At 59.7% G+C, this 12,303-nt stretch carries 11 protein-coding genes; all 11 read right to left on the reverse strand.

Features of this window, described 5'->3' with window-relative positions:
• The coding region (locus GPK89_RS07800; protein ID WP_215692319.1) for a hypothetical protein at positions 1–300 on the reverse strand (300 nt) is incomplete at its 3' end.
• Between the two features lie 517 nt (positions 301–817).
• The gene (gene cytX, locus GPK89_RS07805; protein ID WP_215692320.1) at positions 818–1,984 is read right to left on the reverse strand and encodes a putative hydroxymethylpyrimidine transporter CytX; all 1,167 of its coding nucleotides are present in this window, start codon (positions 1,982–1,984) and stop codon (positions 818–820) included.
• A complete protein-coding gene (thiD, locus tag GPK89_RS07810; protein ID WP_215692321.1) occupies positions 1,981–2,778 on the reverse strand; it encodes a bifunctional hydroxymethylpyrimidine kinase/phosphomethylpyrimidine kinase in 798 nt (265 codons plus the stop codon). The genes cytX and thiD overlap by 4 nt, the downstream gene beginning before the upstream one ends.
• A 115-nt stretch (positions 2,779–2,893) precedes the next feature.
• Complete coding sequence (locus tag GPK89_RS07815; protein WP_215692322.1) at positions 2,894–3,538, reverse strand: HAD family hydrolase; 645 nt, start codon at positions 3,536–3,538, stop codon at positions 2,894–2,896.
• Positions 3,531–4,172 carry a thiamine phosphate synthase gene (gene thiE, locus GPK89_RS07820; protein WP_215692323.1) on the reverse strand — a complete coding sequence of 214 codons (642 nt, stop codon included), beginning with the start codon at positions 4,170–4,172 and terminating at the stop codon, positions 3,531–3,533. The genes GPK89_RS07815 and thiE overlap by 8 nt, the downstream gene beginning before the upstream one ends.
• Positions 4,159–4,980 carry a hydroxyethylthiazole kinase gene (thiM, locus tag GPK89_RS07825; RefSeq protein WP_215692324.1) on the reverse strand — a complete coding sequence of 274 codons (822 nt, stop codon included), beginning with the start codon at positions 4,978–4,980 and terminating at the stop codon, positions 4,159–4,161. Before thiM ends, thiE begins: the two co-directional genes overlap by 14 nt.
• Positions 4,981–5,258: 278 nt before the next feature.
• Positions 5,259–6,686, reverse strand: a complete 1,428-nt coding sequence (locus GPK89_RS07830; protein WP_215692325.1) for a serine hydrolase domain-containing protein — start codon at positions 6,684–6,686, stop codon at positions 5,259–5,261.
• A gap of 5 nt (positions 6,687–6,691) precedes the next feature.
• On the reverse strand, positions 6,692–7,909 hold the full coding sequence (locus GPK89_RS07835; protein ID WP_215692326.1) for a glycoside hydrolase family 88/105 protein: 1,218 nt from the start codon (positions 7,907–7,909) through the stop codon (positions 6,692–6,694).
• A 25-nt stretch (positions 7,910–7,934) separates the two neighbouring features.
• Positions 7,935–9,947 carry a family 16 glycoside hydrolase gene (locus GPK89_RS07840; protein ID WP_215692327.1) on the reverse strand — a complete coding sequence of 671 codons (2,013 nt, stop codon included), beginning with the start codon at positions 9,945–9,947 and terminating at the stop codon, positions 7,935–7,937.
• A gap of 81 nt (positions 9,948–10,028) precedes the next feature.
• Positions 10,029–11,417, reverse strand: coding sequence for an ABC transporter substrate-binding protein (locus GPK89_RS07845; protein ID WP_215692328.1), 1,389 nt, complete (start codon positions 11,415–11,417; stop codon positions 10,029–10,031).
• Between the two features lie 39 nt (positions 11,418–11,456).
• Positions 11,457–12,302 (reverse strand): carbohydrate ABC transporter permease, encoded by an 846-nt coding sequence (locus GPK89_RS07850; protein WP_215692329.1) that lies wholly within the window; start codon positions 12,300–12,302, stop codon positions 11,457–11,459.
• Between the last annotated feature and the right edge of the window lies 1 nt (position 12,303).

The raw sequence follows: 12,303 nt of genomic DNA on the forward strand, positions 1-12,303 counted from the left end.
CGGGGTCGCGGCGGGCGTCGCCGTCGGCGCGGGGGTCGGGGTCGCGGCGGGCGTCGCCGTCGGCGTAGGGGTCGGGGTCGCGGCAGCCGCGCCGTCCGGGGCGGTCTTGTCCTCGTCGGTCTGCTCACCCGGCAGGGTTTCGGCGGTGGGGTCGTTCCCTTGCTGCATCATTTCCACATTCTGCGCAGAAAGGGCGTCGTCGGTGCCCTCCGCGCAGACGGGCAGAGCCAAACCCGCCAGCAGGCACAGAGCGGCCAGCAATGCCGCCGCGCGCTGCAGTACAGAAAATTTCTTTGTCATCAGCCTGCCCTCCCTTGCCTGACAGAACTTATTATTCCACAGCCTGCTGTGGAATAGGAAAGGGACCGGCCCCTTTCCCGTTGCGCAACCGCTGGTGCGCAACCTCGTTAAAAATACGCAGCAGCCTTTTTTGCCGCTGCCTATCTGGTTTTTACATTTCTTATATAAAAATATAGCACTCTTGTTGCGAAATCGCAATATATCCAGCTTGATTTGCTTAATTTCGGCATTTTGCGAAAAGAGTCAGTCATATTTTTGTACACTTCGTCGGTTGGTCTTGTACAACTCGTGTCGAATCAGTTGCGCAGTTAGGCAAACTTGGCAGGTTTTGTCAGATTTATTGCGCGTTTGTTGCGCGAATGTTGCGCAAAATTTGTTTCGTGGCGGCTATCGGCGGGGAAAGCGGGCAAGTCAGGCACGGCGGCAAAGCCCCCTTCGGCCTTCGTTTTGCCTGGGATACGCAAAAAAGCGTGGGCGTTCTGATGGACAGAACCCCCACGCACTATAAACTATGGATTTACGCCTTCGTCGGCTTGACCTTCTCGGCAATAACGCAAATTGCCACGGTCAGCAGCATATCGGGCAGGGTGTAGCCTACCGGGGTGTCAACGCCCATCAGCAGGCGGTAGGCGATGAAGCCCACCAGCCAGATGACCAGATTGCGCGCGTCGGCGGCCACGGCAAAGCGATCGCGCTTTAAGATAAAGTGGTCGGCGATCTGCACCGCGATCATCGGCGCAAAGACCGAGCCGATCAGGTACAAAAAGCCCGTGATATCGTCCATCGGGAACAGAATGGCCCCCAGCGTGCCGATGACCGTCACGACGATGGCCGTTTTTTTGCCGTCCAGCTTGGCAGACAGGCTCTCGGCGGAAATGCCCGCGCTCCACGCATCCAAAAATGTCGTGGTAACGGTGGAAAACACCAGAATGACCAGCGCGGCAATGCCCAGCCCCGCCTTGACCATGATGACGGCAATGTCATACTCGCCGGTAAAAATCGCCGCACCCATGCCGATGACGTACATCCAGCAGGACACCGCGCCGTAGACCAGCACGCTGACCCAGGTGGCCTGGGTGGGCTTTTCGGCGTCGCGGGTGTAGTCGCTGATAAGCGGCAGCCAGGACAGCGGCATCGCCACGGCCAGCTCCACCGCCGCGCCGAAGGTCAGGCTCTCGCCGCCGACGCCGACCATGGCGTTGCCGGAGAAGAAGATGACCTTGCACAAAACCAGCGTCAAAATAAACAAAGCGGCCATCGTAATTTTGTTGATCCAGCCCAAATCGGTGATGCCTACGGCGATCCACAGCACGATCAGCGCCCCGATGACCAGGCACCACACCCAGCGGCCGATCGCAAAAATGCCGCCGACCGCCAGTGCGCCGTCGTAAATCATGATGGCCGTCCAGCCGACGAGCTGCAGGACGTTCAGGAACGCGAACAGCAGGCCGCCCTTCTGGCCGAAGCTCATCTTGACGGTCTCCATGGCGCTGCGGCCGGTGCGGCCGCCGATGAGGCCCGCCAGCAGCATCATGGCACAGCCGATGATGTGGCCGATGAGGATAGCCGCAAAGCCCTTTGCCATGCCCAGCGGTGCAAAGGACGTACCTGTGAGGATTTCTGCCAGCGAGACGCCCGCGCCGAACCAAATCAGGCCGTTTTGGAAAGTGGAAGTCTTTTTCATTCGGTGAACTCCCCTTTCAGCGCAAACATATGGTCCATCGGGCCGGAGCCGCGGCCCAGGTCCAGCATGGCAGCCAGTGCGCCGGAGATATAGGCCTTTGCGCGCTCGACCGAAGCGTCGAGGTCATAGCCTTTTGCCAGGTTGGACGCAATGGCGCTGGACAACGTGCAGCCGGTGCCGTGGGTGTTGGGGTTATCGATGCGCTTGCCGCGGAACCATTTGCCCGCGCCGCCGCGCCACAGCAGGTCGTCGGCGTCGTTGATCTGGTGGCCGCCCTTGCAGAGCACCGCACAGCCGTATTTTTCGCTGATGGTCTGCGCGGCCTTTTCCATATCGGCGGCGTTTTTGATCGGCATATCGGCCAGGATCTCGGCTTCGGGGATGTTGGGCGTCAGGACCTCAGCCATCGGCAGCAGGTTTGCGCACAGGGCGCTGACGGCGTCGTCCCGCAGGAGTTTGGAACCGGACGTTGCGACCATGACGGGGTCCACGACGATATGCTTTGCGCCGTACTGTTTCAGCTTGGCGGCGATCGTCTCGATGAGCTCCGCCGAGGAGACCATCCCGATCTTGACGGCGTCGGGGGTGATATCGGTGAACACCGCGTCGAGCTGTTCCGCCAGAAAATGCGGGGTCGATTCAAGGATGTCCGTCACGCCGGTAGTGTTCTGGGCGGTCAGGGCCGTGATCGCACTCATGGCGTAAACGCCGTTGGCGGTCATGGTCTTGATGTCTGCCTGGATACCGGCGCCTCCGCAGGAATCACTGCCTGCAATGGTCAATGCTGTTTTCATAATGATACTTCCTTCCTATATATACAGCAATGTTTTATTGCGCGATACAAGGTGGTGCCCCCGGTGTACCGCGTTTTTGTTAGGTGGCAGGGCGAGTTTACGAGGCCGAGAGGCTTTACCACCTCCCGGCAGCCTCCCCCAGCTCCTTCACATACAAATCTGCCGCAGCTTTCAGCCCGGCCTGGTCGCTTTCGCCGTCGGCGTCATAGACACCGACCGTGTAAAACCCTGCGGCTTTGGCGGTTTTCAGCGCGTAGAGGCTGTCCTCAAACACGGTCGTCTCCCCCGGTGCGCTGCCCAGGGCCTGCGCGGCCAGCAGGTAAATCGTCGGCTCGTGCTTGCTGACGCCGACCTCACCGGTGGTGAAGATCTGCGCAAAATAGCCGAGCAGCCCCAGCCGCTGCAAAGCGTGGGTCACATGCCCGCGCGGGCTGGAGGTCGCCGCCGCCATCGGGATGCCCTTTGCCGCCAGCGCGGCCAGCAGCGCCGCCGCGCCGGGTTTGGCGGGGACCTCGTTGTAGTAAAAATCGCGCAGCATCGTCTCAATGCCGGCTTCAATTTCGGCGGCGGACTGGGCCAGCGGGTAGTGGGTGTGCAGGTATTCCGCGCCCTGCTCCATGCTCATCGAGAACAAAATCTCGTTGAGGCCCGGCTCGGGCATCAGGCCCCGGCTGCGCAGATACCGCGCACCCAGGTCGTTCCAGATGCCCATGGAGTCGAGCAGCACGCCGTCCAAATCAAAAATTGCGCCCTTAGTCATGCAGCATTTTCTCCGTGGCAGCTTTCAGATCCTTCGATGCCTGCCCGATGTTTTTGGCCGCGTAGATGGCGCTGATGACCGCCACGCCGCAGATGCCGCTGCCCGCCAGCTTTTCAACGTTCTGCTGTGTAATACCGCCGATGGCAACGACTGGGATGGAGACAGCTTGGCAGATGGCTTTCAGCGTGTCGTAGCTCACGTCGTCGGCATCGTCCTTGGAGCCGGTCGGGAACACCGCGCCGACGCCAAGGTAGTCCGCGCCGTGCTTTTCGGCCAGGACGGCCTGTTCAACAGTCTGCGCAGACACGCCGAGGATCTTGTCGGGGCCGAGAATGGCGCGGACGTCCAGTGCCTCCATATCGCTCTGGCCGACGTGGACGCCGTCGGCGTTCATCTCGCGGGCAATTTCCACGTTGTCATTCACAAGGAACGGCACGCCGCGTTCGCGGCAAAGCGCCTGCAATTCCTTCGCTTCTTCGAGGAATTTTTCCTCTTCCAGCGTTTTCTCCCGCAGCTGCACCATCGTCACGCCGCCGTCCAGGCTCTCGCGCACAACATTGATGAGCCTGCGGCCGTCCAGCCAATGGCGGTCGGTGACGGCGTAGAGCAGCAGGTCCTTTTTATCGCAGTTCATACTTTGCGCCCCCGTCCAGCGTTGCGCCGTCCATGTTGTAGATGGCGTCGATAATGCGGTTGCGGTAGGTGGAGTTGCCGTCGCCGTCCTGCATACGGCTCCAGCCGATCTCGCCCGCCAGGCCCATGGCGCAGACGGCAGCGGCGGCGGCCTCAAGCCGGTTGTCGGGGTTGGCGACGACGAAAGCCGTCATCATGCCGGAGAGCTGGCAGCCCGTGCCGGTGATCTTGCCCATCTCGGGGCGGCCATTGCGGATGACATAGCAGGTCTTGCCGTCGCTGACCAGGTCGATTGCCCCGGTCACAGCAACGATGGCCCCGCTCTTGGCGGCGAAATCCTTGACAAATGCAACGGCATTGTCCAGGTTTGCATCGGTCACAGCGTCGGCCACGTCGGCGTCCACGCCCTTGGTCGTGCCGCTGCCCAGCGCCAGCGTCTTGATCTCGGAAATATTCCCGCGGATAACGGTGAACTTGACCTTTTCCATCAGCTCCACAGCCGTGTTGGTGCGCAGAGCCGACGCGCCCGCACCGACGGGATCCAGCAGCACGACATGGCCCAGGGCGTTGGCCTTGGCCCCGGCGCGGAACATCCCCGCGATGCTGCGCTGGTTCAGCGTGCCGATGTTGATGTTCAGCCCGCCGCAGATGGTGGTGATATCCTCGACATCCTCCGGCTCGTCGGACATGATGGGGCTGCCGCCGCAGGCCAGCAGGATATTCGCCACATCATTGACGGTGACATAATTCGTGATGTTATGCACCAATGGCACGTTCTTCCGTACATTTTCAATACAGGTACCCAGCATACAAAAAACACTCCTTGCAAGTAAAATGCGGATACGCCTGCAAAGACATATCCGCATAAAAACTCACAAAGAGTGGTCGTGCGCGTATCTCCCTACGTTGGCATTATCCAAATCAGGTTACGGGTCAGGGCGATACAGCCCACTCTCAGCCCGCTTGACGCAAGCTCCCCTTTTGTACAAAAATAGCATAGCACATTCCGCCGCACTTTGCAAGGGCCGTGCCTGTAAAAATAACGCGAGCCGCCCGCTGCGCATGGCAGCAGGCGGCCCGCTTGGGTTCACACTGCGGTTACACCTTCCGCAGTGCCGCTGAAATCGGGGTCGGGGTGTTCCTCATGGCTGCACAGAGCCAGGGTCGCACCGCCGGGGCGCAGCTTTAGCTGCAAACTCAGGCTGCCCAGTCGCTCGCCCAGCAGATGCACCCGGAAAAGGAGGGAGTCCGGAGCACGCCAGCCGGCGGCGATAACACAGGGCAGCGCGGGGTCGTCCCACAGATGGCTTTGCACCAATGCCCCCGTCCGGAAAGGCAGCGTGCAGGTCTTGCCGCCGTAGTGCAGCACCAGTGCGTTTTCTTGCAGCTGCAGGGCCGTCAGGCCGGGAGCGTTGAGGCCCATCTGCACCGTCGCACAGCAAAGCTCGGTGTCGGGGGCTGCCAAGTTTTCCACAATCGGCAGCTGCATGGTGGATAACTTTTTCGTCAGTTCGGCATAAGCCGCAGGGTTTGCGGGCAGCGCAGCATCGGCCACGCCGGGCAGCAAGCAGTTCCAGAAGGCATCCAGAATCGTCTGCACACCGCCCGCCAGGGGCTGGGTATCGGCCGTCGTCACAAGGAGCATATCCTGATCCGGCAGGCAGATGGCCAGCTGGCCGCCCATACCATACATAGACCATGCGTTATGGGTCAGCCGCCAGAACTGGTAGCCGTAGCCTTGGGCAAAATCCCAGCCGCCGCTGCCGCCGTTCTCGGCATTGTCGATTTGCCAGGCTGTGGCAGCCTGCAAATAGTCTTGGGGTAAAAGCTGTTGGCCATCCCACTGCCCACCCTGCGCAACAAGGCGGAGCAGCGCCAGCATATCCCGGGGGGTAGCCATCAGGCCGGACCCGCCCTGGCTTATGCCCATGGGATCCCGGATGCAATAGCTTTGCTCTGAAAAGCCGATGGCATCCAGTGCCTCACGGCGCAGCACATCCAGTAGGGGGCGGCCCATCCGCTTTTCCACCAGGGCGCACAACGTATGGCTGCTGCTGGTATCATAGCAGAAGAAACTGCCCGGCTCGTGGTCGGTCCGCGCGGTGAAGAACGACCCCACCCAATCCTGAGTGGGCCGCCGTTTGTAGGTTGTGCCGTTGTACGGCGTTGCCATGCGCAGCATATCCCGGATGGTCAGCCGTGCCAGCTCGGGGCTAGGGCCGCCCAGGGGGAGCTTTTCGGCAAAGTGATCCACGATATGGTCGTCCAAATCGAGATACCCTTTGGCGCACATAACGCCGACAGCCAGCGACACAAGGCTTTTCGTCTCGCTGTACATACGATGCAGCGTATCTTTTGTGAATGGTGCCGCGTACCCTTCGCAGATCAGCGCGTCATGCCGCATGACCAGCAGGCTGTGCAGCGCCACCCGACGCTGAGCCAGATAATCAAGCGTTTGGCTGAGGGCCGCACTGGACACGCCAACTTCCTCCGGCTTTGCTATGGAAAACTGCATACAGCTCACCCTGTTTTGCCCACACGGTTCTTCTCAAAGGCGATAAACGCCGGGTCGCCGGGCATGATGGGGTCGTATCCCTTGTTGAAAATCTCCACTTTGGGGAAGTCGTCGGTCAGCGCACCGGCCTGTTTGGCCTGCAGATACTCGGCATAGGCCATCATGCAGACGCCGACGCCCTTCTGCTCGTCGTGGACCACATCCTCGGACAGGTAGTATTCCACGGTGCCGTTTCGGCGCAGGTTGCCCGCCGGGCCCAAGCCCGCACCCTTGCAGATGCCGTGCAGCTCGACCTTACCGTCGTGGACGGTGAACTGCCGCAGCTCGATGCCGACCAAAATCTTCTCCCCTGCCGTACGGTATTTCGGCTCGGCCAGCACGCCTAGGCGCGCGCCCTTCAGCAGGCTGTACGCCACCATCAGGGAACCGCTGGTCTCCAGGTAGTTTCCCTTCACATCGGGCAGGGCAGGCAGCTGGTAGAACAGGCCACTGTCCGGCTCCTGCCAGCGCAGCATGCCGTCGATGGCCTCTTTCCAGAGGGCGGCCAGCTCCTTTTGCAGGTCGGCGCGGCTGTCGGGCAGCATGGCGTAGATATCCGCCATCGCCATCAAATACCAGCCGATGGCCCGTGTCCAGAAATTTTGGGACAGGCCGGTCTTGGGGTCAGCCCAGAACACATCCTTTGTCTCGTTCCAGGCGTGGTAGTATAGACCCGTCTTTCCGTCGTAGAGATACTTGCGTGCGTTGCGGAATTGCAGCATGATGTCATCCAGCGTGGCCGCATCGCCAAACCGCAGGGCGTAAGCCGCATGGAACGGCAGACCCATGTACAGACCATCGAGCCAGACCTGGTTGGGGTAGATGCCCTTGTGCCAGAAACTGCCGCAGGGGGTGCGCGGTTGGTGGCGCAGCTGTTCTTCCAGCGTTTCAATGGCCTTGCGGTAGCGCGACTCGCCGGTCTCGTCATACAGGGTATACAGCGCGCAGCCCGCCGGGATGTAGTCCAGGTTGTATTCCTCGGCCACATAGCGGCGAATGGTACCGTCCGGCTCGATGTATCGCTCCATAAAGCTGTTCAGCACATCAAAGTAAAACGCATCACCGGTCGCCTGGTACAGCGCACGCAGGCCGATCAGCACGCAGCCATCCTCGTAGTTCCACATATTCCGGTCTGTCTTGCGGAATTGCTCTGCGTAGGCCCGCAGGTATCGTTCGTATAACATAGTAGGCTCCTAAGTAGAAGTAATATCAATCCCCGGCCTTGTCCCAGTGCGCAAAGGAGAACTCGCCCCGGTAGTTGGAGGCACTGTACTCGGGGTATTTTTCCGGGTGATAGACCGGCCCATCGGGTGCGGGGCGGTCCTGGGTATAAATGTACATCTTGTGGGCATCCCACAGGATGATTTCATCCCGCGGGTCGCCGGTCAGGTTCAGCACCTCGGCGCACTGGTCGGGGTGGCCGTCGTCGGGGAAGAGCACGACCCGGTCGCCGTCACCGTCCAGCATGCCGCCGTACTTGACGTTGCCGTTGAGCAAAATCAGCTCGGTACCGTCGCCCTTCCAGTTGACAGGCGCCACAACATTGCCGTTGGAGGAAGGCTCCATGTGCCAAATCTCATGGCCCTTGCAGTCGTACAGGTAGATGATGCCCTGGTTTTCCCAGTAGGTGGTGGTGGCAATCTGCAGACCGCGCATATTCGGGCAGTAGTTGGCTACGCTGATGCGCTGGCCGTGGCCGTTGATATCCCGGGCCAGGATGTGACCGTGCTTGTCCACGATCATGAAACCCTCCCAGCCGGAGACAATAGCCAGCAGCTCCTCATCGATATCAGGGTCAAACTTGCCAATGACGATTTCATCCGTGTGATCGGTGTCGATGGGCAGCTCCCACTGCAATTTGCCGTCGCTGCTGATCATGTTGTAGCAGCTGAAAATTTCATCCTTGCCGTCGCCGTTGAAGTCGTAGGCATAGGGGAAGTGGCCGGTGTTGTTGTGGGTGAACTTCCACAGCAGGTTGAAGTTCTCGTCGTACACCCACAGGCGGGCGTAACGGTCCTTGATGAGGATATCGCTGGCATGCTCCTTGCCGGAGACGTTCACAATGCGGATAGCATCAACGTTCAGCCGGTCAAATGCGTGCTTCTGGAACTCGATGCCCAGAATCTCATCCGCCGGGTCGTCGTTGTAGGGCGTATCCATGCTGCGCAGCAGCTTACCGGTGCGGCCGTCCAGGATCATGACCTTGAAATCTCGGGCAAAAATGACCTCGTCGTAGCCATCATTGTTGATATCGTAGATTTGGAACGGCAGGTCGCAGGTCGTGTCCTGGTTCACCGCCAGGGTCGAAGGCTCACCCACCTGCCACAGCACCTCGCCGGTCTCGACATTGACGGCTGTCAGGCAGCTGATGTTGCAGTAGCGCTCCTTGAACACGCGCTTCTGGTGTTGTGCCATGACGAAGTACCAGTCGTCGCCGCCCATCAGATGGCCGAAGCGAATCTGTCGCGACGCTCCGAAGTCCTTGAGGTCGATGACCTTGTACAGCTTGGGGCGGGGGTAGTGGCTGCGCTTTTCGGCCAGGCGGGCCTGCTCGGCATCCTCGCACTCGACGATGCGGGCGGCCTCCTCCGGCGTGGTGGTGATGAGCACGTTCGTGTACTGGGTGGGCATAAAGGCCGCCAGCGCCACCTTGCCGTAGGTGTAGCGGTCGTCCTGCACAGTCAGCAGCTTTTCGCCGTTGATGGATCCGGTGAAGGTATTGCCCTTACAGGTCACGCGCATCGTGTAGTACTGGTCGCAGTTGTACTCGTAGGGGGCCTCGGCCAGCATCGTGCGCTCTTTTTTCTCGATGCGCCAGAACTGCACCTTGTTGTCATTCATAAAGAAGGCGTAGTGCATCAGCGACGTCTGGTAGCGGAACAGCACACCGGCTTCCTCGTCGCTGCAAAGGGTGCGCAGTGTGACAGTGAAGGTGTAGTCCTGCCAGCGCTCCTCGCCGGTAGCCAGCACCGGGCAGACGCCGTGGGTCAGCGGATTGCGCACGCGGGTCTGCTCCATGTAGTGTACGCCGTCGGTGGCGGTGACGAGCCAGCTGGGGCCGCGATAGTTGCAGTTTGCGATGGGGTCATACCACTGCCCTCGGTAACCTGGCAGCGGGCTGTAATGATACTCACCCATTGCGGAATGTTCGCGGTCAAAGGGCAGCGGACCGATCGGGAAAGACTGGAAATCATCCTGGAATAAAATAACGGTATCTGCCATGGCAACCTCCCTATTGATTTTCTCTAAAAAAGCCGCAAATAAAGGCTTTTTCATGCTCCTTTACTTGCGGCTGATGTTCAATTATGCCTGTGCTTCGTAGGCAGCCTGATACTCGTCGATCTTGGCGGCCCAACCGGAGACGCAATCCTGAGCGGTCATGTTGCCCATCAGAACGGCCTGGAAGTCAGCGGTCATATCGTCGGAGATGAAGGTGGAGAACTCAGTCAGCCAGTACGGGTTCTGGATCTGCTTGTAGTTTTCGTCCTCCAGGTAGCTGGCGTACAGCATCATCTCGGGGTCATTCTTGTACCAATCCTGCTCTTCAACGTCCTTGTTGCAGGGCACACGGCCGATAGCCTGGCACATGCCGCCCTCGCACTCGGCGTCCAGCAGCACGTTCATCAGCCAAACAGCACCGGAGTAGTCGTGGTCGTCGCCCTGGTTGGTGATGCAATAGACGTTGGGCTGCAGACCGGAAGCGAAGTAGTGGCCCTCATCGTTGGCCAGCACGCGGGCGGCTGCGAAGTTGCCCTCACCCAAGTTGGTCAGGTGGGTAGACTCGGAAGAAGAGTTGTGGATGATGTACATGGAGACGCCGGAACCGAACTCTGCAACGATCTGGGAGAAGTTGTTGTTGATGGAGTCGCCGGAGACTTCGTTGTTCTTGTAGAGGTTGGCGTAGGTGTCCAGGGCTTCGGCGAACTTGGCGTCGCCCAGGATGCACTTGCCGTTCTCGTCGAACCAGGAGCCGTCATAGCCCAGGCCGTCGGTGTAGGTCCACAGCCAGGCAACCAGGCTGTCGTAAGGACGCACGCCGCGCAGAGAGTAGAAGTAAGAGGAGTTTGCGGGGTCAGCATACTTCTCGCAGTCCTCCAGGAACTCCTTCTGGGTAGCGGGCGGAGCATCGATGCCCTTCTCCTTGAACTTGGCGGTATTGTACCAGGCAACCTCCTGGTTGTATGCATAGGGGATGCCGTACAGCGTGCCGCCGCCGATGTTGCGCATACTGTCTACCATGCTGCTGTCGATTTTGTCGAGGGTCTCGATCTGGTCGAGGTAATCATCCAGCGGCAGCAGGGAATCCTGTGCGGTGAAGGTCGCCACGTTGGAGAAGCCCAGGCTGACGACGTCGGGCATCGTATCGGTGGAGACAGCCATCTGGAACTTCTCCTGGAAGTCGGCGAAGGAGAAGCTGGTGTACTTGATCTCGTACTGGTCCTGCTCAGCGTTGATTTTGTCGAAATAATCCTCAAAATAAGCGTCGGTCACAGGGTCAGCGGAGTGATACCAATACTCCAGGGTCTGTTTCTCGCCGGTGGGGGCAGCCGCAGCGGTAGAGGTGCTTTCGGCAGTGCTCTCAGTCGAGGTCGAGGCGGCGGTGCTGGTGGCGGAGCTTCCGCCGCAGCCGGCCAGCAGGGTAGCGGCCATGGCAGCGCTCAGGACCGCAGCGGTGGTACGGGTTGCTTTCATTTGTGTTTTCCTCCTATAAATGAAATCTAATTCTACGCCTTATCCCTTGACCGCACCGGAGGTCGCGCCGCCGGAGAGGTGCTTCTGGATGAAGGCAAAAATTACAACAACGGGGATCAGTGCGATGACGCATCCGGCGGCGAGCTTGCCGTAGTCGGTGCCGTATTCGCCCTGGAAGACATTCAGCGCCAGGGGCAGGGTGTACTTGGCTTTATCGGTGATGAACGCGGTGGCGTAGACGTAAACGTTCCACGCATTGATGAATGCGTATGCACCGGTGGCGACGATGCTGGGCAGCATGACCGGGATCAGGACGCGGAACACCGCCCCCAGCAGGGTGCAGCCGTCCACTTGGGCGGCCTCTTCCAGTTCACGCGGGACTGAGCTGTAATAACCCATCATCATGAACATACAGAAGGGAAGGTTCGTGCAGGTGCAGATCAGCACCAGGCTCCACAGGCTGTTGATGAGGTGCAGCTTGACCATCGTCTGGAACAGGGGGATCATCAGGACGACGGCGGGCAGCATTTGGGTCGCCAGCATCAGCACGTAGATGAAGGTTTTGCCGTAGAAGCGGTAGCGGCTCATCGCGTAACCGGAGAGCAGGCTCAGCAGCGTGACCAGAACCGTGGTCAGTGCGGCGACGAAGGCGGTGTTGGCAACGTTGTTGCCAAAGCCCATCTTCTCAAACAGGTAGGAGTAGTTGCTCAGCGTGGGATTGTCGGGCCAGTATTTGATGGGCAGGCTCAAAACCTCAACGCTGTCTTTCAGAGAGGTGTTGACGATCCAGTAGAAGGGGAACAGCGTCCCGATCAGGAAGAGGATCAGCGGCAGATACAAAGTCAGGCAACGCCAACCCAGATCTTTTGCTTCACGTTTTGTCATG

This window comes from Gemmiger formicilis (assembly GCF_018784445.1).
GTDB lineage: Bacteria > Bacillota > Clostridia > Oscillospirales > Ruminococcaceae > Gemmiger.

Bases quoted from the DNA above. Each gene is read 5' to 3' on its own strand.
- GPK89_RS07815 (WP_215692322.1), bottom strand. From the start codon at position 3,538: ATGACTAAGGGCGCAATTTTTGATTTGGACGGCGTGCTGCTCGACTCC.
- GPK89_RS07835 (WP_215692326.1), bottom strand. From the start codon at position 7,909: ATGTTATACGAACGATACCTGCGGGCCTACGCAGAGCAATTCCGCAAG.
- cytX (WP_215692320.1), bottom strand. From the start codon at position 1,984: ATGAAAAAGACTTCCACTTTCCAAAACGGCCTGATTTGGTTCGGCGCG.
- thiE (WP_215692323.1), bottom strand. From the start codon at position 4,172: ATGAACTGCGATAAAAAGGACCTGCTGCTCTACGCCGTCACCGACCGC.
- GPK89_RS07850 (WP_215692329.1), bottom strand. From the start codon at position 12,302: ATGACAAAACGTGAAGCAAAAGATCTGGGTTGGCGTTGCCTGACTTTG.
- GPK89_RS07840 (WP_215692327.1), bottom strand. From the start codon at position 9,947: ATGGCAGATACCGTTATTTTATTCCAGGATGATTTCCAGTCTTTCCCG.
- GPK89_RS07830 (WP_215692325.1), bottom strand. From the start codon at position 6,686: ATGCAGTTTTCCATAGCAAAGCCGGAGGAAGTTGGCGTGTCCAGTGCG.
- thiM (WP_215692324.1), bottom strand. From the start codon at position 4,980: ATGCTGGGTACCTGTATTGAAAATGTACGGAAGAACGTGCCATTGGTG.
- GPK89_RS07845 (WP_215692328.1), bottom strand. From the start codon at position 11,417: ATGAAAGCAACCCGTACCACCGCTGCGGTCCTGAGCGCTGCCATGGCC.
- thiD (WP_215692321.1), bottom strand. From the start codon at position 2,778: ATGAAAACAGCATTGACCATTGCAGGCAGTGATTCCTGCGGAGGCGCC.